This is a genomic window from Flexivirga meconopsidis (assembly GCF_026162425.1).
Classification (GTDB): Bacteria; Actinomycetota; Actinomycetes; order Actinomycetales; family Dermatophilaceae; genus Flexivirga; species Flexivirga meconopsidis.
Map to the genome: position 1 here is coordinate 293422 of NZ_JAOBQJ010000003.1, position 19428 is coordinate 312849.

General features: G+C 69.0%; 21 protein-coding genes and 1 pseudogene. 17 read left to right on the forward strand and 5 right to left on the reverse strand.

The window, feature by feature from the left end:
- Positions 1-3: 3 nt before the first annotated feature.
- On the forward strand, positions 4-1680 hold the full coding sequence (locus N2M23_RS11135; RefSeq protein ID WP_265445547.1) for a DUF2339 domain-containing protein: 1677 nt from the start codon (positions 4-6) through the stop codon (positions 1678-1680).
- A gap of 335 nt (positions 1681-2015) precedes the next feature.
- On the opposite strand, the gene N2M23_RS11140 is transcribed toward N2M23_RS11135, so the two are convergent.
- Both N2M23_RS11140 and N2M23_RS11145 read right to left on the reverse strand, forming a co-directional pair.
- The gene (locus tag N2M23_RS11140; protein WP_265446163.1) at positions 2016-2693 is read right to left on the reverse strand and encodes a DedA family protein; all 678 of its coding nucleotides are present in this window, start codon (positions 2691-2693) and stop codon (positions 2016-2018) included.
- Between the two features lie 56 nt (positions 2694-2749).
- Positions 2750-3370, reverse strand: coding sequence for a mycothiol transferase (locus N2M23_RS11145; protein WP_265445549.1), 621 nt, complete (start codon positions 3368-3370; stop codon positions 2750-2752).
- A 112-nt stretch (positions 3371-3482) separates the two neighbouring features.
- Here N2M23_RS11145 and N2M23_RS11150 point away from each other — a divergent pair, with 112 nt between their 5' ends.
- From N2M23_RS11150 to lysS, 15 genes and pseudogenes are all read left to right on the forward strand, one after another.
- Complete coding sequence (locus N2M23_RS11150; protein WP_265445550.1) at positions 3483-4430, forward strand: helix-turn-helix transcriptional regulator; 948 nt, start codon at positions 3483-3485, stop codon at positions 4428-4430.
- Between the two features lie 32 nt (positions 4431-4462).
- A complete protein-coding gene (locus N2M23_RS11155; protein ID WP_265445551.1) occupies positions 4463-5086 on the forward strand; it encodes a TrmH family RNA methyltransferase in 624 nt (207 codons plus the stop codon).
- 100 nt (positions 5087-5186) lie between these two features.
- The gene (locus tag N2M23_RS11160; protein WP_265445553.1) at positions 5187-5543 is read left to right on the forward strand and encodes a YciI family protein; all 357 of its coding nucleotides are present in this window, start codon (positions 5187-5189) and stop codon (positions 5541-5543) included.
- Positions 5544-5658: 115 nt separating this feature from the next.
- Positions 5659-6009 (forward strand): YciI family protein, encoded by a 351-nt coding sequence (locus N2M23_RS11165; protein WP_265445554.1) that lies wholly within the window; start codon positions 5659-5661, stop codon positions 6007-6009.
- Positions 6006-6161: pseudogene (locus tag N2M23_RS11170) on the forward strand (RNA polymerase subunit sigma-24); the annotation flags it as partial. The gene N2M23_RS11165 and the pseudogene N2M23_RS11170, both read left to right, overlap by 4 nt.
- A gap of 109 nt (positions 6162-6270) precedes the next feature.
- A complete protein-coding gene (locus N2M23_RS11175; RefSeq protein ID WP_265445556.1) occupies positions 6271-7239 on the forward strand; it encodes an RNA polymerase sigma factor in 969 nt (322 codons plus the stop codon).
- A gap of 114 nt (positions 7240-7353) precedes the next feature.
- Positions 7354-8382, forward strand: a complete 1029-nt coding sequence (fbaA, locus tag N2M23_RS11180; RefSeq protein WP_265445558.1) for a class II fructose-bisphosphate aldolase — start codon at positions 7354-7356, stop codon at positions 8380-8382.
- A 9-nt stretch (positions 8383-8391) separates the two neighbouring features.
- The gene (locus N2M23_RS11185; RefSeq protein WP_265445559.1) at positions 8392-8796 is read left to right on the forward strand and encodes a DUF3151 domain-containing protein; all 405 of its coding nucleotides are present in this window, start codon (positions 8392-8394) and stop codon (positions 8794-8796) included.
- Positions 8797-8937: 141 nt separating this feature from the next.
- Positions 8938-10446, forward strand: coding sequence for an amino acid permease (locus N2M23_RS11190; protein WP_265445560.1), 1509 nt, complete (start codon positions 8938-8940; stop codon positions 10444-10446).
- Positions 10447-10486: 40 nt separating this feature from the next.
- A complete protein-coding gene (locus N2M23_RS11195) occupies positions 10487-11440 on the forward strand; it encodes a helix-turn-helix domain-containing protein (protein WP_265445562.1) in 954 nt (317 codons plus the stop codon).
- 40 nt (positions 11441-11480) lie between these two features.
- Complete coding sequence (locus N2M23_RS11200; RefSeq protein ID WP_265445564.1) at positions 11481-12869, forward strand: TerD family protein; 1389 nt, start codon at positions 11481-11483, stop codon at positions 12867-12869.
- Between the two features lie 70 nt (positions 12870-12939).
- Positions 12940-14244 (forward strand): adenylosuccinate synthase, encoded by a 1305-nt coding sequence (locus tag N2M23_RS11205; protein ID WP_265445566.1) that lies wholly within the window; start codon positions 12940-12942, stop codon positions 14242-14244.
- A gap of 1 nt (position 14245) precedes the next feature.
- A complete protein-coding gene (locus N2M23_RS11210) occupies positions 14246-14518 on the forward strand; it encodes a hypothetical protein (protein ID WP_265445567.1) in 273 nt (90 codons plus the stop codon).
- A gap of 16 nt (positions 14519-14534) precedes the next feature.
- A complete protein-coding gene (locus tag N2M23_RS11215; protein WP_265445568.1) occupies positions 14535-14750 on the forward strand; it encodes a hypothetical protein in 216 nt (71 codons plus the stop codon).
- A gap of 28 nt (positions 14751-14778) precedes the next feature.
- A complete protein-coding gene (gene lysS / locus N2M23_RS11220) occupies positions 14779-16518 on the forward strand; it encodes a lysine--tRNA ligase (protein ID WP_265445569.1) in 1740 nt (579 codons plus the stop codon).
- Positions 16519-16615: 97 nt separating this feature from the next.
- Here lysS and N2M23_RS11225 read toward each other — a convergent pair whose 3' ends face one another.
- Both N2M23_RS11225 and N2M23_RS11230 read right to left on the reverse strand, forming a co-directional pair.
- Positions 16616-17494 carry a PDDEXK family nuclease gene (locus N2M23_RS11225; RefSeq protein ID WP_265445570.1) on the reverse strand — a complete coding sequence of 293 codons (879 nt, stop codon included), beginning with the start codon at positions 17492-17494 and terminating at the stop codon, positions 16616-16618.
- Positions 17495-17658: 164 nt separating this feature from the next.
- Positions 17659-18657, reverse strand: a complete 999-nt coding sequence (locus N2M23_RS11230) for a cation diffusion facilitator family transporter (protein WP_265445572.1) — start codon at positions 18655-18657, stop codon at positions 17659-17661.
- 87 nt (positions 18658-18744) lie between these two features.
- On the opposite strand from N2M23_RS11230, the gene N2M23_RS11235 reads away from it, so the two are divergent.
- Positions 18745-19092 carry an ArsR/SmtB family transcription factor gene (locus tag N2M23_RS11235; protein ID WP_265445573.1) on the forward strand — a complete coding sequence of 116 codons (348 nt, stop codon included), beginning with the start codon at positions 18745-18747 and terminating at the stop codon, positions 19090-19092.
- A gap of 16 nt (positions 19093-19108) precedes the next feature.
- Here the strand turns inward: N2M23_RS11235 and N2M23_RS11240 are convergent, their stop codons facing one another.
- A complete protein-coding gene (locus tag N2M23_RS11240) occupies positions 19109-19402 on the reverse strand; it encodes a chorismate mutase (protein ID WP_265445575.1) in 294 nt (97 codons plus the stop codon).
- Positions 19403-19428 lie beyond the last annotated feature (26 nt).

A 19428-nucleotide genomic window follows, 5' to 3' on the forward strand; every position in this document is an offset into this window, starting at 1 on the left:
GGCATGAACATTTCAGGCAAGCACTCAGCGAACACATCGACGGGGTTCAGGCAGTCCGAGCAGACCCCGTCCTTTGCTGCGCCGGTCCCGCCGGCGCCTTCGTCGGGACCGGCGTACGCCCCGTTTGCAGGTCCGACACCCCCGCAGCGCACGTCGTGGTGGCAGCGGGAGGGAGTCGTCAGCAAGCTGCTCGCCCTCACCGGCGGCAGCGTCACCCTGATCGGCGTGGTCATGCTGCTGGTGGTCGCGGCAGGTGCCGGCCTGCTCACCCCGTGGGTCCGGGTCGGCGGAGGCGTCGCACTTTCGCTGCTTCTCGTCGCCGGTGGTCTGCGTGTGCACGGCCGCCCCGGCGGTTCGATCGGCGGCACCGCGCTCGCCGCCACCGGCACCGCCGGTTTGTTCATCAGCGTGGTGGCGGTGACCAGTTACTACGAGTGGATTCCGCGAGTTGGCGGCCTCGCGCTCGCCGGCGCGATCGCTGCGGCAGCGGTCGCCCTGGCGATGCGCTGGCGGTCGCAACTGCTCGCCATACTCGTCACTGTCGGTGTGGCGGCACTGGCACCGGTGCTGACGGGCGGATTGACCACGTCGCTTGCCTGGTTCCTGGTCCTGCTGCAGGCCGCCGGGATCCTGCCGGAGCGGGCGCATCGCTGGATCTACCTCGGCCTGATCCGGACCCTGCCCGCCGCTCTCGTCGCCGCTGCCGTCATGACCGACTCGACCGGTTTCGACCGGGCGATGGCGCCGCTGGTCGTTGCGGCTCTCGGCCTGGCCTCCTTGGTGATCTCTCGCGGCCACGACGACGATCTGAACGCGCTGGGCTTCTCGGTCGCCTACCTGCCGCTGCTCGTGGTGCTGCCGCGACTCGACCACGACGTCGCGATGATCGTCGGCCTCACCGCGGCAGCGGTCACCGTCGGCACGGCGCTGGTCTTCCGACCGATGCACGCGCTGCGGGTCGCGGCGGTTGCGGGAGTTGCCAGCATTGCCACGGTCGAGGCCGTGGTGTCCATGACCACCGGCGGCTGGCTCCCGGTCCTGTTGCTGGTCCCTGCGGTCGCACTGACCGCGGTCGCCGGTGCGGCCCGTTCGCTGATGGCTTCCGGCGTGGCCCTGGCTTTCGCCGCAGGCGGCGCCGCGACCTACCTCGTCTTCGCCACCCCGGAGGCGCTGAGCGTCGCTGACGTTGCGACGGCGGCGCTGAGCAGCGCGACGATGATCGGTGGCCTGTTGCTCGCGGTGTGGGCGGCGCTGGCGGTGAACGTCGTACGACGCCTCGGCATCGACCAGCGGGGCATGGCGAGCGCCGTGATCGGCAGTCTCATCGGCCTGTATGGCGTGACTGCCGCGGTCCTCTCCTTCGGCACAGCCGTGGGCCAGACGGACGGATTCCACACCGGGCACCTCGGCGTGACGGTCATCTGGATGGCTACGGCGATGTCGCTGCTGGCGGTCGGGCTGCACTTCCCGCCATACGCCAAGGTTGCGCTCGGTGGTGGCCTGCTGCTGGCCGGCGCGGCGTTGAGCAAGCTGTTCCTCTTCGACCTGGCCACGCTGAGCGGCGCGACCCGGGCGGTCACTTTCATCGCGGTCGGTCTGCTGCTGCTCTTCGCCGGGTCCCGCTATGCGCAGGCCTTCGCCCGGCGCGGGGGCGACGGTGGGGCAGCAGTCGCCGGCTGACCCGCACATCGGAAGGCACCACCACTGCTTCGAGCGGTACATCAGATCGACCCGATCTGGTGTACCGCTCGAAGCGTCTGTGGGACGGCGGTCTTGCCAGACGTGAAACGATCATTTCGGAGATCGTTCGGCGACGCCGTGAGGCCTTCTTCGGCCCTGCCCGCTCACATGCAAAAGTCGACCCTCGGCGTACAAACGCGCCGCAGGGAGCGCGTTTGTCGGTGTGTCGGTATGCCGAGGGTCGACAAATTTCGCGGCGGGTGCCGTGGCGGCCGGCGTCGTGCTGATGATCGCGTTGCGGCTGCGTGCGGTGGCACCGCAGCCGCAACCGTCCTTCAGCGGTCGGTGAGATCCTTTGCCGCCTCGACGGTTTCGTCGGCGATCGCCTTCGCCTCGCGGCGGTGCTTGAGGTACTCGTAGATCATCGGCAGCACCGAGACCACCACGACGACCATGATCGCCAGGTCGATCTTGTCGCCGAGGCCGGGGAACGCCTTGCCGAGCAGCACACCGGCGAAGACCACGATCGCGACCCACAGCACCGCGCCGACCGCACTCCAGGTGAAGAATCGCTTGCGGTCCATCCGGCTTGCGCCGGCTACCAGGGTGATGAAGGTGCGCACGATCGGCACGAACCGGCCGATCACGAGCGCCTTGTTGCCGTGCTTGTCGAAGAAGGCGCTGGTCTGCTCGAAGTATTTTTTCTTCAGGATCCGGCCGTCGCGCTCGTAGAGCGGTTTGCCGACCGCGCGCCCGATCTCGTAGCCGACGACATTGCCGGCGAACGCGGCGATCATCAGCGACGGCACCGAGACCCACAGCGGGACGTGGAAGTTGTACTTGGCGCTGGAGCTGAACAGCCCGATCGCGAACAGCAGCGAGTCGCCGGGCAGGATCGGGAAGAGCACGCCGCATTCGATGAAGACGATCAGCAGCGAGACGAAGAAGAAGGCACCCCCGAACTGGTCGAGCAGATATTGCGGGTCCATGAAGCTCGGGCCGAGGGAGTGCATCACAGCGCCAAGGGTACGGGAGCGCCGCTGAGGAACCGCTTAGAGAAACTCCGCCCTCAGCGCGCGGCGTCTTCCGCGGGCCGCCACGGCTGGAACCAGTCGCTGGCCGGCCAGCCCTCGACGGCGCCGAGCAGTTCGTACATGGTCGCGCCGTCGATGCTTTCGCGGATGATGTCGGCATGGCCTGCGTGCCGGGCGAGCTCCTCCACGAGGTGCAACAGCACCCACCGGACCGACCAGCTCTCCAGGTCCTTCGGCCACCACGGCGCGTCGGTCGGCACCGGCACCCGCTCCTCCAAGTCGTATGACGGCACCTGCGACGCAACGCGCTGGATCAGGGCGTCGAGGTCGCGGCGCAGTTGCTCGGGCGACTCGTCCGGGGTGACGACATACTCCGCCTGATAGGCGGCGAACCGCTCCTGCTGCGAAAGCGAAGCGAGGGACGGGTCGACGGGCGGTGCGGCCGGCGCCGCGGCGGCCCGGTCCAGCCAACCGGCCGCGCAACGTGTGCCGTGCTTGACCAGCGCGCCGACGCTGAGGGTGGACACGGTCGGGGTGGCGCGGAACTGCTCGTCAGTCAATCCGTAGGCCGCGGACTTCAGTCCGAGCAGTTGCTGGGTGACGTAGCCGGCGAGCAGCTCGCCCTCGTGGTCGGTCTGCGGAGCATGTGCGGGCATGAGGCGTCTCCTTGGTCCTCTCGTCGGATCCGGCCGCGTCGGCCGGTGCAGCACCGACGATCCGGCATGATGAGGACAGTTGCTGTCCGTTAGCCGATGGAGGGTGGTCGACATGGCGGAAACCACGGCACGACTACTGCAACTGCTCGGGCTGCTCCAGGCGCAAGCGGTCTGGACCGGCCCCGAACTCGCCGACCGGCTCGGCGTCACCACCCGTTCGGTACGCCGCGACATGGAGCGGCTGCGCGAGCTCGGTTACCCGGTGCAGGCCAGTCGCGGGCTGGGTGGTGGCTACCAGCTCGGCGCCGGGCGTGCGCTGCCGCCGCTGCTGCTCGACCAGGACGAGGCGGTGGCGGTCGCGGTCTGTCTGCGGCTGGCCGCCGGCGGCACGGTCGCCGGTGTGGGGGAGGCTGCCATCAGGACCATGACCAAGCTCGACCAGGTGATGCCGGCAAACATCCGGGCCCAGGTGACCGCGGTGCAGGAGGCCACGGTCACCGTCGAATACCAGGCCGTCACGGTCGATGCCGACGATCTGCTGGTGCTCGCCCGCGCGATCCGGGAGTCCCATCAGGCGCGATTCGAGTATGTCGCGCGCACCGGTGCCGCGACCTCCCGCAGGATCGAGCCCTACCGGTTGGTCGCCACCGGAAGACGTTGGTATCTCATGGCTTTCGACCTCGACCGGGACGACTGGCGCTCGTTTCGCCTGGACCGGATGACCCAGGTGCGCGCCTCCACCTTCGGCTTCACCCCGCGCGAGGCGCCGGACGCCGAGGAGTTCATCCGCCGGTCGGTGCACTCCGGGTGGGATCAGGAGGCGACTCTGCGGCTCCACTGCCCGGCCGCCGAGGTGCGCGAACACGTCGGCGGGTGGGGGCAGTTGACGGCGATCGACGAGCGCAGTTGCGAGCTGCGGGTCGGCAGCCACGACGTCGAGCTGATGGCGTGGTGGTTGCTCCGGTTGCCGGTCGACTTCGAGGTCGTCGACAACGAGGAACTCGTCGCGGCATACCGGCGGATCGCGCAGCGCGTCGATCGCCTGGCGGCCGGTCACTGATCCGACGCGCGTGCGTGGCACAGTGGCTGCCCGTGCAGGACGAGATCGGTGTCGGCCCGTGGCCCGGCGAGTGGCCGACGACCGAGGACGGCAGCCCCGACCCGAGGTATGACGAGGCGCTGCTCGCCGACGGCGACCGGCGCAACGTGGTGGACCGCTATCGCTACTGGACGCAGGAGGCGATCGTCGCCGACCTCGACCGGCACCGTCACGACTTCCACATCGCGGTCGAGAACTGGGGCCATGACTTCAACATCGGCTCGGTGATCCGCACCGCAAACGCCTTCAACGCCAAGGCTTTTCACATCGTCGGCAAACGCCGGTGGAATCGTCGGGGAGCGATGGTCACCGACCGCTACCAGCACGAGCTGCATCACGCGGACGTCGACTCGCTCCGCGAGTGGGCCGGCGACCTACCGCTGATCGGCATCGACAACCTTCCCGGCAGTCTGCCCATCGAGACCTACGACCTGCCGCGCGAGTGTGTGCTGGTCTTCGGTCAGGAGGGTCCCGGGCTGAGCGCGCAGATGCGGGCCGCGTGCACCGCCATACTCCACATCGAGCAGTTCGGCTCGACCCGGTCGATCAACGCCGGTGCCGCCGCGGCGATCGCCATGCACATGTGGATTCTGCGGCACGTCCACGGACAGGGTTAGAAGTTTTTCGCCGAACCTGTCGATTGCGACCGGTCCCGCGCGTCATCGTGCTGTCAGACCAAAACCAAGAGCACGACCGACGCACGACGAAAGGTCATCGATGAGCACGCGATTCCTGGTGTTGCTGCCGGCTCCGGAGGCGGAGTGGGCGAAGCTGCCGCCGGAGGAACACGAGAAGGGGCAGCGCGCCCACGCACGCTTCAACAAGGAGCTGGCCGAGGGCGGGCACAAGGTCCTTTTCGCCGGCCCATTGCAGCCGTCCGCGCAGGCGCTGTCGATGCGGCCCGACGGGCACGGCGGGACGACTGTCACCGACGGGCCCTTCACCGAGTCCGTCGAGCAGATCGTCGGGTTCTACCTGATCGAGAGCGACGACCGGGACGGCGTGATCGCCTGCTGCGAGCAGCTGTCCAGCACCGGTGACCTGATCGAGCTGCGCGAGATGCAAGGAGACTAGAGATGACCGAATACATGATCGTGATCCTCGGCGACGCCGACCGGTGGTGGACGACGATGACGCCGGGCGACGGCATCGAGCTGCGCCGCACAGTGACGCAGCAGGAGCGGGCGTCATGACGAAGTACCTCGTGCTGCTGGCCGGTCGCGAGGGCGAGTGGGAGGCCGCCACCGACGAGCAGCGCGCGGGCTGGCACCGCGACCATCTCGAGTTCGGGCGGGTCGTCGGCGACGACATCCTCGGCGGCGAGGCGCTCGCCGGCACCGACACTGCGACGACCGTGCGACGGCGCGGTGGGAAGGCCGAGCTGACCGACGGGCCGTTCGCCGAGACCGCCGAACAGATCGGCGGGTTCTACCTGGTGCAGGCGCCCGATCTGGACCAGGTGCTCGCCTGGTGCGAGCTGCTGCCGGAGATCTACACCCTCGAGGTGCGCCCCTGCATCGAGGTCGACCTGTCCGCATGACCACGCTCGAGCAGGTATGGCGGGACGAGTGGGGCCGGCTGCTGGCCCTGCTCGTCCGACGGACCCGGCGGCTGGACCTGGCCGAGGATGCGCTCGCCGAGGCGTTCGAGACCGCCGCCCGGCGCTGGCCGGAGGACGGCACACCGGACAATCCGGCCGCCTGGCTGCTGACCGCGGCCCGGCGGCGCGTGCTGGACCGGCTGCGCGCCGAGGCGGTCGCCGCCCGCAAGCAACCCCTGCTCGCGATGGGAGGACTCCCGGATGCGGCACCGCACGACGCCGGACGACGACCTGCTCCGCCTGGCACTGCTCGCCGCTCACCCGTCGCTGTCGCCGCAGGCGGGCGCCGCCCTCACCCTGCGGCTGGTGCTCGGCGTGCAGACCGCCGACATCGCGCGGCTCTTTCTGGTCAGCGAGGCGACCATGGCGGCCCGGCTGACCCGCGCCCGCAAGAAGGTCGTCGCGGCGGGAGTGCCGCTCGCCATACCTGGTGACGACGTGCTGGCCGACCGGCTCGACACGGTCGCGAAGGTCGCCTATCTGGCCTTCACCGCGGGCTACGCCCCAGGCAGCGGGCCGGATGTCGTGCGGGCCGAGCTCGCCGGCGAGGCGATCCGGCTGGTGCGGCTCTTGCGGTCGAACAACCCTGCCGCGCAAGGAAATCCGTCACTGATCGCGCTGGAGGCGTTGATGCTGCTGCAGCATTCCCGCCGGGACGCGCGGGTCGACGGCAGTGGCCGGATCGTGCTGCTGCCGGATCAGGACCGCACGCGCTGGCACCGTGCCGAGATCGACGAGGGTATGACGCTGCTGCAGTCGCTCACCGGTGGCGGTGCCGCGCGGCTGTCGAGCGTGCTCGCCGCGGACTACCTGCTGCAGGCGTTGATCGCCGCCGAGCACGCGCGCCCCGCCCGGCCGCAGGACACCGACTGGGTGGTGATCAGCGACTTCTACCGGCAGCTGGACCACCTCACCGGGTCACCGGTGGTGCGGCTCAACCGGGCGGTCGCCGTCGCGGAGGCGGGGGACGTCCCGGCCGCGTTCGCCCTGCTCGACGGACTGGAGGACTCCCTCGGGCGGTCGCACCGGTTGCCGGCGGTCCGCGCGGAGCTGCTGCGTCGCACCGGGCGCGACGAGGAGGCACTCGCGTCATACCGGCTGGCGCTGGGGATGTGCGGCAGCGACGCCGAGCGCGCCGCGCTGCAGCGCCGGATCGACGACCTCGGCTGACCTCGACCGACCTCGCCGCCGTCGTCCCAGCTGGTGCGACCACCCCGCCGCGCACGGCCGCCGCATGGAAGGATGATCCGGAACGGCAATTCTGACGTCGAAACGGAGTTCACCATGCCGATTGCGACCCCCGAGGTCTACGCCGAGATGCTCGACAAGGCCAAGAAGGGCGGCTTCGCCTACCCGGCCATCAACGTCTCGAGCAGCCAGACCCTGAACGCAGCCATCAAGGGCTTCGCCGACGCCGGCAGCGACGGCATCATCCAGGTCTCGACCGGCGGCGCCGAGTACTTCTCCGGCCTGGGTGTGAAGAACATGGTGACCGGTGCGCTCGCCATGTCCGCCTTCGCGCACGAGGTCGCGTCGGCATACGACGTGAACATCGCGCTGCACACCGACCACTGCCCGAAGGACAAGCTGGACACCTTCGTCCGCCCGCTGCTCGAGGCGTCGACCGAGCGGGTGAAGCAGGGTGGGCTGCCCTACTTCCAGTCGCACATGTGGGACGGCTCGGCGGTCGAACTGCACGAAAACCTCCAGATTGCAGAGGAATTGCTCGAAAAGTGCAAGGCCGCCAAGATCATCCTGGAGATCGAGGTCGGTGTGGTCGGCGGCGAGGAGGACGGCGTCGAGGGCAAGATCGACGACAAGCTCTACTCGACCCCCGAGGACGCGATTGCCACCGCGAAGGCGCTCGGCACCGGTGACAAGGGCTACTACATGACCGCCCTGACCTTCGGCAACGTGCACGGCGTCTACAAGCCGGGCAACGTCAAGCTGCGGCCCGAGGTGCTCAAGACCGCCCAGGACGCGGTGCACAAGGAGTTCAAGACGCCCGACGACAAGCCGTTCCACCTGGTCTTCCACGGCGGCTCCGGCTCCGACCCCAAGGAGATCGAGGAAGCGGTCTCCTACGGCGTGGTCAAGATGAACGTCGACACCGACACCCAGTACGCCTTCACCCGTCCGGTCGCCGGCTGGATGATGAGCAACTACGACGGCGTGCTCAAGATCGACGGCGAGGTCGGCGACAAGAAGAAGTACGACCCGCGCGCGTGGGGCAAGGCGGCCGAGACCGGTATGTCGGAGCGGGTCGTCGAGGCGTGCCAGAACCTCGGCTCGGCCGGCAAGCACATCGGCTGAGAGGACGTCATGAGCGACAACCTCCTCGGCATACCCGAGACGAAACTGCCCGTCGACCCTGCGAGTGCGGCCCTCGAGCAGGGTGTCGACCCGCGCGACGTCGCCCGCACCAACCCGAGCTCGTCGCTCGCCTGGGCGACGCTCGCCGAGGACGCGCTCGCCGACGGCGACGTGATCGAGGCCTACGCGTTCGCGCGCACCGGCTACCACCGCGGGCTCGACGCGCTGCGCAAGTCGGGTTGGCGCGGCCAGGGGCCGGTGCCCTGGGAGCACGAGCCCAACCGCGGCTTCCTGCGTGCGCTCGCGGCGCTGTCCAAGGCGGCCGATGCGATCGGCGAGACCGACGAGCAGCGGCGCACTGCCGACTTCCTGCGCGACTCATCGGCCACCGGCGCCCGCGAGCTCGGCCTGTAGCTCCCTTCGGGCCACCAAGAGATCCGTCCCTGCTTGCGGGGGCGGATTTCTTTCAATTGCTAACAAATGCAATGGGGTTCGTCGCTGATCGTCTGCTCGCAAATCCAGCCGGAAGGCGTTTCCTGGGAATACCCTGACCGGATGGGACAGACGACCGGCAAGGCGCAGTCCTCACTGCTGCGCAAGAAGTCCGTGCAACAGGCGATCCGGGACACCGAGGGTGAGCACGGCCTCAAGAAGGAGATGGGTCCGCTCCAGCTGACCATCTTCGGGGTCGGGGTCATCGTCGGCACGGGCATTTTCGTGCTGACCGGCACCGCGGCCGCGGAGAAGGCCGGCCCGGCGGTGCCGTTGTCCTTCGTGGTGGCCGCCGTCGTCTGTGGCCTGGCTGCGCTGTGTTATGCCGAATTTGCTTCCGCCGTGCCGGTGGCCGGCTCGGCATACACCTTCTCTTACACCTCGCTCGGTGAGTTGTTCGCCTGGGTGATCGGGTGGGACCTGATCCTGGAGTTCGCGTTCGGTGCCGCGACCGTGGCCAAGGGGTGGTCGGGCTACCTGACCAGTCTGCTCGCCGACGTCGGCATCGATCTGCCGTCGTCGATCGCCGGCGAGGATGCCGTCTTCAACCTGCCCGCTGTGGCCATCGTTGGCATCGTCGCGGCGATCCTCGTGCTCGGCGTGCGGGAGAGTTCACGGACCAATGTGATCGTCGTGGCGATCAAGCTGACCGTGATCATGATCGTGATCCTGGTCGGCTTCTTCTACGTCACCAAGTCCAACTGGTCCCCCTTCATCCCCGATAGCAAGCCCGGCGACTCCGCCTCCGGCTTCGACCAGGCGCCGCTCATCCAGGTGCTGCTCGGGCAGCCGACGAGTTCCTTCGGGGTGCCGGGCATCTTCTTCGGCGCCAGCCTGGTGTTCTTCGCGTTCATCGGCTTCGACATCGTCGCGACCGCGGCCGAGGAGACCAAGCGCCCGCAGCGCGACCTGCCGATCGGCATCTTTGCCTCCTTGGCGGTCTGCACCGTGCTCTACATCCTGACCAGCCTCGTGGTGACCGGCATGGTGCCCTACGACAAGCTGACCGACTCCAACACCAACGGCGCCCCACTCGCCTACGCCTTCGATCAGGTGGGTGTCGGCTGGGCGTCGACGGTGATCTCGATCGGTGCCCTGGCCGGCCTGACCTCGACGGTGTTGATCCTGATGTACGGGCAGTCGCGGGTGTTCTTCGCGATGGCCCGCGATGGCCTGCTGCCGAAGTCGTTCTCGACCGTGCACCCGAAATTCAAGACGCCCTACCGGATCACGATCATCACCGCCGTGGTGGTGGCCGCGCTCGCCGCGTTCCTGCCGCTGCAGGTGCTCGGCGAGGCGACCAACATCGGCACGCTCTCGGCGTTCTGTCTCGTCTCGGTCGCGGTGATCGTGCTGCGCAAGAGTCAGCCTGACCTGCCCCGGTCGTTCCGGGTGCCGTGGGTGCCCGTCATACCGATCCTCGCGGTGATCACCAGCCTCTACCTGATGATCAACCTGCCGGTCGGCACCTGGATCCGGCTGATCGTCTGGATGGCGATCGGGATGGTCATCTACTTCGTCTACGCGCGGCACCGCAGCAACCTGGCGCGCGGCGTCGGCGCCGACGAGTAGCAGACCCCCGCGCCGTCAGTGGCGCTCTAGGCTGGCCGGCATGGACGGTCGCCTCGGAGTGCTCGGTGTCGGACCGCAGGGCGAACAGCTCTACCGCCACGTGCTGCGTGCCCCGGGATTGACCCTCGCCGCGCACGTGGCGCAGCTGGGCTGGACCGACTACGAGGCCGAGCATGCGATCGAGCAGTTGCGCGCCCGGCGGCTGGTGCGGGTCACCGACCTCGGCGAGGTCGTCGCCGACCATCCGCGGGCCGCTCTCGAGCGGGTGGTGAGCGCCGAGGAGGCGCGCCTGGCGACCCGGCGGCAGGACCTCGCCCGGGTGCGCGACGCGATCGACAGCTTCGTGACCGATCACCGTGTCGGACAAGAGATCTCGGCGGTCGACCAGCCGGTGCGCGAGCGCGTCGACCGGGCGGTGCTGGTGTCGGTGCACGAGCACCTGATGGCCTCGACCGTCGGTGTGGTGCGGCAGACGCTGTCGACGGTGCCGGACCGCTCGGTCGAGGACTACCCGACGGTGCGTCAGCAGCTGGAGTCCGGGCGCGAGCAGCGCACGCTCTATCTGCCGAGCGCGCTCGAGGGCGACGGGACGTGGCTGTCCGATTGGGCGGCCTTGGGGGAGCAACAGCGCGTTGCGGGCCAATTGCCTTCGGATTTCGTGTGTTTCGGCGATGAGGTCGCGCTCGGCTCGACTGACTGGGGCCGCACCGACGGTGATTCCGTCGTGTTGCGCGATCCCATGGTCGTCGCGGCGTTCGTTGCACTCTTCGACCGTCTGTGGGCGGCCGCGACACCGATGGACGCGACTGCGGACACCTCGCAGGCGCTGGTCGACTGGATGCGGCAGGGGCTCACCGACGAGGCGATCGCGCGTGCGATGGGCATCTCGCTGCGCACCGTGCGCCGACGCATCGCGGCGCTGATGACCGACCACGACGTGGCCACCCGTTTCCAGCTGGCGCTGCGGATCGCCGAGCGCCGCCAGTCGGACTGATCTCCTTCAGCGCGAGCCGGTCGCATGTGAGGATGATCGTATGACGCAGCTCAGCAAGGGTGCGAACACCGCTCTGCCCACTGCAAACGTGCGGGTGACCCTGCACTGGAGTCCCGGCCCGGGGGTGCCGGACGTCGACGCGTCCGCGTTGCTCCTGCGAGCCGGCGGCAGGGTCGGGTCCGACGACGACTTCATCTTCTACAACCAACCGCAGCACGCGAGCGGCGCGGTGCGGCATACCGGCAAGACACCGGGCGAGGACTCGTTGCAGGTCGACGTCGCTGCGTTGCCGGCAGACGTCGAGCGCGTCGTGCTCGCGGCCTCCGCCGACGGAGGCACCTTCGGGCAGGTGCCGGGGCTGACCCTGGTCGCCACCGACGCGGCGACCGGGGCTGAGATCGCGACGTTCCCGATGGAGGCAGCGGCCGAGACGGCGTTTGTCAGCGGGGAGCTCTACCAGCGAAACGGACAGTGGAAGCTGCGCGCCATCGGTCAGGGGTACAGCTCCGGACTGGCTGGATTGGCAACGGATTTCGGCATCTCGGTCGAGAGTGACGACAGCGCCGCACCACCGGCTCCGCCCGACCCGGAGGCAGCCCCGACTGCCCCGCCGCCGCAGCAGGCGCCCCCTCCGCCCGCCGCTCCGGCCGCGCCGGACTTCGGCGCGCCGCAGTTTGAGGCGTCCGCCGCACCGCAGTTCGGCAACCCGCCGCAGGGTATGCCGCAGCAGGCGCCCCCACAGCCGCCTCCGCCTCCGCAGCAGGTGCCCCCGGCACAGATGCAGCCGCCAGCCGGACCCCCGGCCGGACCGCCCGCCGGTGCACCAGCCCAGCAGGCCGCAGGTGTGGTCAACCTCGACAAGGGCCGGGTCAACCTCAGCAAGGGCGCCCGGGTCGACCTGGTGAAGTCGGCCGCGCCGCCGCTGTCCAACGTGGTGATGGGCCTTGGTTGGGACCCGGCGCCGGGCCGCAAGAACATCGACCTCGACGCGTCGGTGATTGCCTACGACCAGGGCGGCAAAAAGCTCGAGATCGTCTGGTTCATGCACAAGAAGGAGTTCGGTGGCGCGATCCTGCACACCGGCGACAACCTGACCGGAGCCGGCGACGGCGACGACGAGCAGATCAAGGTTGACCTGCTGCGCATCCCGCCGCAGGTGACCTCGCTGCTGTTCACCATCAACTCGTTCAGCGGGCAGAAGTTCACCGACATCCAGCGCGCGTTCTGCCGGCTGGTCGACGGAAACACCGGCGAGGAACTCGTGCGTTTCGACCTGTCCGCATCGCAGCCGGCGACCGGTGTGTTGATGGCGCTGCTGCGTCGTACCGGTCCGGAAACCTGGCAGATGCGGGCGATCGGCGACTTCCACGACGGCCGCACGGTCAAGAAGCTCGTCGGCCCCGGACAGGCGCACGCGGTCGCGCCGTAAGGGCGGCCCGCGGCGCCGGGTAGCCTGAGGCACTGCTCTCAACACCACTCAGCTAAAGGGGCAGCACCACATGCCAGCGATCGTGCTCGTCGGTGCCCAATGGGGCGACGAAGGCAAGGGCAAGGCGACCGACCTGCTCGGCGACCGCATCGACTACGTCGTGAAGTTCAACGGCGGCAACAACGCCGGCCACACGGTCGTGATCGAGCAGCCCGACGGCAGCCGCGAGAAATACGCGCTGCACCTGCTGCCGAGCGGCATCCTCTCCCCGGGCGTCACCCCGGTGATCGGCAACGGCGTCGTGGTCGATCTGGGGGTGCTCTTTGAGGAGATCGACGGCCTGGAGGAGCGCGGGATCGACACCTCTGCCCTGCGCGTGAGTGCCAACGCGCACGTGATCCCGTCATACAACCGGGTGCTGGACAAGACCGTCGAGCGCTTCCTCGGCTCGCGCAAGATCGGCACCACCGGCCGCGGCATCGGCCCGACCTACGCCGACAAGATGAACCGCGCCGGCATTCGCGTGCAGGACATCTTCGATGAGTCGATCCTGCGGCAGAAGGTCGCGGCCGCGCTCGAGGTGAAGAACCAGATCCTGGTCAAGCTCTACAACCGGCGCGAGATGCCGGTCGAGGAGGTGACCGAGGAGCTGCTGCAGTATGCCGAGCGGCTGCGGCCGATGGTCACCGACACCTCGCTGGAGATCTCGGACGCGCTCGACGAGGGCAAGGTCGTGCTGTGCGAGGCCGGCCAGGCGACGCTGCTCGACGTCGACCACGGCACCTACCCCTATGTGACGTCGTCCAACGCGATCTCCGCCGGCGCGTGCACCGGCGCGGGCATCCCACCCACCCGCATCGACCGGGTCATCGGCATCTTCAAGGCCTACACGACGCGCGTCGGCGAGGGCCCCTTCCCGACCGAATTGCTCGATGACGCAGGCGAATTCCTGCGCAAGACCGGCGCCGAGTATGGCGTGACCACCGGCCGCCCAAGGCGCTGCGGGTGGGTCGACACGGTCATCGGCCGCTACGCGTTCCGGATCAACGGCATCACCGACTTCGTGCTCACCAAGCTCGACGTGCTCTCCGGACTGGAGACGGTCCCAGTCTGCGTGGCGTATGACGTGGACGGCGCGCGTCACGACGAGATGCCGGTCAACCAGACCGACTTCCACCACGCGAAGCCGATCTATGAGGAGCTGCCCGGCTGGTTCGAGGACATTTCGCACTGCCGCACCTACGAGGAGCTGCCCGAAAACGCGCGCCGTTACGTCGAGTTCGTCGAGGAACGCATCGGCGCACGCATCTCGGTGATCGGTGTCGGCCCCGGCCGCTCCGAGGTCATCGTCCGGCACGACCTGCTGGGCGACTGAGGTGGTGCTCGCCGGTCTCGCCGCCCGCACGGTGAGCGGGAAGACCCCGCCGCTCGGTTTCCGGATCACCCTGTGGGTGCTCGCGATCGTCGTGCTGAGCGCCGCCATCGCTGCCGCCGTCACCTGGTGGCGCCTGCGCAAGGTCGCGGCAGCGATGCCGGAAGGCCAGCAACGCCAGGGCCGTTCGGCGCAGGCCGGGTGTTTGATGGTGGGCGCCATACCCGCCCTGTTCCTGGGGTTGTTCCTGCTCGATTGGGCGATCCAGGTCAGCTGAGCGAGGGGAGCGGGCGATGACGAAGCGTGAGGACGAGCCGGAGCAGCCGGTTGACGTCGGTCCGAAGCTGCCGCCGGACGCCGAGCGCATGGGCCTGCGTCCGGAAACCGCGCCCGGGCTCGACTTCGCGAACTCGTTGCGCTCCGATCGGCGCAGTCACCGGGTCATCGCCTGGGTCGGGCTGCTTCTGATCGCTGCGATGATCGTGCTGCTGGTGGTCCAACTCTTCTGAACCGCTGCGACCCGTAGAATTGCCGGTCGTGACTGAGCAGCAGCTTGACGACTGGGTGTCCCGACTCGCCGACGAAGTGATCGCCGACGCGAAGGCCAAGGACACCAAGGTCGTCTGCGCGTCGGGCATCTCGCCCTCCGGCCCGATCCACCTCGGCAACCTGCGCGAGGTGATGACACCGCACCTGGTGGCCGACGAGGTGCGCCGCCGTGGCGTCGAGGTCGAGCACATCATCAGCTGGGACGACTACGACCGCTTCCGCAAGGTCCCGAACGTGCCTGGGGTCACTGCCGATTGGGAGCAGCACATCGGCAAGCCGCTGACCGAGGTGCCGCCGCCCGAGGGTTCGACCGCGTCGAGCTGGGCCGAGCACTTCCGGCTGCAGCTGGAGCAGAGCCTGGCCGAGCTCGGCATCACCTACCGCGGCATCAGCCAGACGCAGATGTATGCCGCAGGCGCCTACACCGAGCAGATCCTCTTCGCGATGTCGCAGCGTGCGGAGATCGACAAGGTCCTTGACCAATACCGCACGCTCGGCCCGAAGAAGGCCAAGCAACAGAAGCTGTCCGAGGAGGAGGCCGCCGCCGCTGCGGAGGCTGAGGAGGGCTCAGGCGCCGCCGCCGAGGCCGACGGCTCCGGCTCGACCGGTTACTACCCCTACAAGCCCTATTGCACGGTGTGCGGCACCGACTTCACGACCGTCACCGCGTATGACGACGCAACCACCGAGATGACGTACACCTGCCGGTGCGGGCACAGCGAGACCGTGGTGCTGCGCGACTTCCGGCACGGCAAGCTGGTCTGGAAGGTCGACTGGCCGATGCGCTGGGCCTACGAGAAGGTCATCTTCGAGCCGTCGGGCGTGGACCACCAGTCGCCGGGTTCGTCATACGTCGTCGGCAAGGAGCTGGCGCCGATGTTCGGCTGGGAGCGCCCGATCGGCCCGATGTACGCCTTCGTCGGCATCAAGGGCATGGCCAAGATGTCGTCCTCGCGCGGCGGCGTGCCGACCCCCGCGGACGCCCTGCAGATCATGGAGCCGCAGCTGCTGCGCTGGCTCTACGCGCGGCGCAAGCCGTCCCAGGCGTTCAACGTCGCCTTCGACGCCGAGATCCAGCGCATGTATGACGAGTGGGACTCCCTCGCCGGCAAGGTCGCAAGCGGCGCCGGTCAGCCCGGCGACGTCGCGGCATACACCCGCGCGGCCTCGGTCGCGCAGGGTCCGCTGCCCGCGACGCCCCGGCCGGTGTCCTACCGCACGCTCGCCTCGATCGTCGACATCACCACCGGTGACGAGGAGCAGACGCTGCGCATCGTGAGCGCGCTCGACGCCGACAACCCGGTGACCTCCCTGGACGAGCTGCGGCCGCGGCTGACCTGCGTCGAGCACTGGGTGCGCACGCAGATGGCCGACGAGGACCGCACCGTCGTGCGTGTCGCGCCGGACACCGGGCGGCTCGCCGCGCTCTCCGACGACGAGCGACAAGCCTTGCGAATCCTGTTGGACGGCAACGGATCCGACCTGCCGCGGCTGGACGACGCGTGGTCGCTCGACGGCCTCACCCACCAGGTCTACGGCGTGCCGAAGGTGCAGCGCGGTCTCGCCGCCGATCAGATCGTGAAGGGCGATAAGGAGCTCGCTGCCGCTCAGCGGCAGTTCTTCAAGCTGCTCTACAACCTCCTGGTCGACAAGGACACCGGCCCGCGGCTGCCGACTCTGCTGCTCGCCGTCGGTGCCGACCGCACCCGCGCGCTGCTCGGCGGCTGAGCGCGGCACCCCGGGGTGGGTGGCCGACCCCGCGAGGTAGCACTCGCGGTCGTTATGACGGCCCGATAGCGACCGGGAGTGCTACCTCGGCGAGGAGTCAGCTTCCCGGCAGGCGCAGCGCACGGGCGAGGGCCCGCATGGCCGGCTCGGGATTGCGATTGTCGGCGCCGTTGAGCTCCAGCACAGCCCAGTCGGCCGCGCGCATCGCCCGGCGGCGCGTCTGATCGAGCCGGCGTTGGTCGACGGTGAAGTGGTAGTCGCCGTCATACTCGGCGACGACGCGTTGCTCCCGCCATACGAAATCGCCCATCCCGAGCAAGAATCCGTGGTGGTCGTGCACGTCGGCGTTGAGTTCGGGGGCGGGGAAGCCCGCTTGCCGAAAACGCAAGCGCCACAACGTTTCCTGGGGTGACAGCACTCCGGGGCGGATCAACCGGGCGGCCTCACGGGCGGCGCTTATGCCGCCCCGGCCAGCGGAGTCGTCGACGAGTTTGGCGAAGCCCGGGAGCAGCTCGGGCGCTCGCTGCACGATCGCATCCCCGAGGATGACGAGGTCGTCGACCGGCAGCTTCGGCGCGAGGTCCAGCCAGGTCGTCAGCACCGAGGTGACCGGAAGATCGCCGGTCCGACGGATCTCCCGGGAGTCCAGGCCGTGGTGCATCACGACCCCGCGCCGTCGCACGAACACGCTGCGGGGCAGCGTGACGTGCAGGCGCTCGTCGCGCGGAGCCGGAAGGTCGAGGAGTTGGGCGGCGGTCGCGTGGGAGAAGGCGACTCGGCCGGTCGGGAAGAGAAGCGGGTATGCCGCGGCGCGCTCGCGCAGTGCTCGCGTCTCGTCGGTCAGGCGAAGCCCGCGCGTCGGGATGACCAGCCCGCGGTGACGCAGCCGGCCGGGTGTCAGGCCGCGTGCGCGGGCCGCGTCATACGTGAAGGCGGCCCCGAGCTCGGGTGGGAGCGGGGCGGCACGGCGGGACATGCCGGAAGTCTGCTCGGAGTCGACCTGCTCGCGCTGACGTCATCCACGGGGGAGTCGTCGGCCGGCCGCGAGGTAGCACTTGCGGTCGTTATGACGGCGTGTTGGCGACCGGGAGTGCTACCTCGGCGGGGGCGGCGGCGAGGGGACAGAGGGGGAGGGGTAGCTCAGTGCGTGCCGGACTCGTGCGCGGCGTGGCCGGCCGGCTCGAGCTGGAAGGTCGAGTGCTCCAGATCGAAATGACCGTGCAGGCAGGCCTGCAGCTTGTCGAGCACCTGCGGGGCGTTGCCGTCGGTGAAGCAGTCGTCGGCCACGACCACGTGCGCGGACACCGCAGGCAGGTCGGAGGTGACGGTCCAGACGTGCAGGTCGTGGACCGACCGCACGTTGTCGGTGTCGAGCAGGTGCTGCTGCAGGTCGTCGAGGTCGACGTCCTTGGGTGCGCCCTCCAGCAACACCCGGCCGCTTTCGCGCAGCAGACCCCAGGCGGCATACAGCATCAGGCCGACGACGATCAGGGACGCGATCGGGTCCGCGCGTGTCCACCCGGTGAGGAGTATGACGATGCCCGCGACCACGGTGCCGATGAAGCCGTAGAGGTCGGTCAGGATGTGCTGGTAGGCGCCTTCGACGTTGAGGCTGGTGCGGTTGGCACGGGCAATGAGCCAGGCGGCGCCGATGTTGACCGCGACGCCGACGAGCGCGACGATCAGCACCGCGCCACCCTCGACCTCGGGCGGGTTGATCAGTCGGCGAATCGCCTCGAACGCCACGATGCCGGAGACCACCAGCAGAGTGATCCCGTTGCCCGCGGCGGACAGGATCTCGGCGCGCTTCCAGCCGAAGGTCCAGCTGCCGCGTGCCGGCTTGGCCGACAGGTGCATCGCCCAGAGGGCGGCGCCGATCGCGCCGACATCGCTCAGCATGTGCCCCGCGTCGGACAGCAGGGCCAGCGAGCCGGAGACGAACGCGACGACGATCTCGGCCACCATGAACGACCCGAGCAGCGCCAACGCGCCCCACAAATAGCGCCGGTCGGCGTTCGAGCTCACGCCGTGCGTGTGCCCCCCGCTGCCGTGCGCGTGACCCTTGTGGTCGTCGTGCCCTTGGGTGGCGGTGTGGCCGCCTTCCTTGGACCCTGTGCACAGCGGTGCGCGCTCGCTCATTCGCCGGCCTCCCGGAAGTGATGCTCGTTTTCATTATCGATATCTGCGCAACTGCGCATATATCGAAAACCACTATAATCACGATGTATGCCGCCAACCAACTCCGCACGCGCTGAATCCGACCGGCATGGAGACGAACTCTCCGACGGCCAGGTCGAGGCCGCTGTCACCACATTCGGGCTGTTGGCCGACGCCACCCGGGTGCGGATCCTGTGGGCGCTGCGGGACGAAGAGCTCGATGTCGCGACGCTTGCCGACATCGCCGGTTGTCGACCGACCGTGGCCAGCCAGCACCTGGCGAAGCTGCGACTGGCCGGGCTCGTCGTGGGCACCCGGGAGGGCCGCCGGGTGGTTTACCGCCTGCGCGGCGAGCACACCCGCCCGTTGCTCACCGAAGGTCTCTTCCACGCCGACCACCAGGTCGACGAGAGCTGAGCCGGCTGGGTCCGGACTACTCGCCGGCCGACTCCCGGATCCGCTCGTGATGGTGGATCACTTCGTCGATCACGAAGCGCAGGAACTTCTCGCTGAACTCCGGGTCCAGGCCGGACTCGGTCGCCAACCCTCGTAGCCGCTCGATCTGCCGGTCCTCACGGGCCGGATCGGCGGGCGGCAGCTCGTGCGTGGCCTTGTATTCGCCGACCGCCTGGGTGATGCGGAATCGCTCGGCGAGCATGTGGATCAGTGCGGCGTCGATGTTGTCGATCGACCGCCGGTATGCCGCAAGAGTCTCGTCGGTGCTCATGCGGGGTCCTCGCGAAGTGTCCGGCG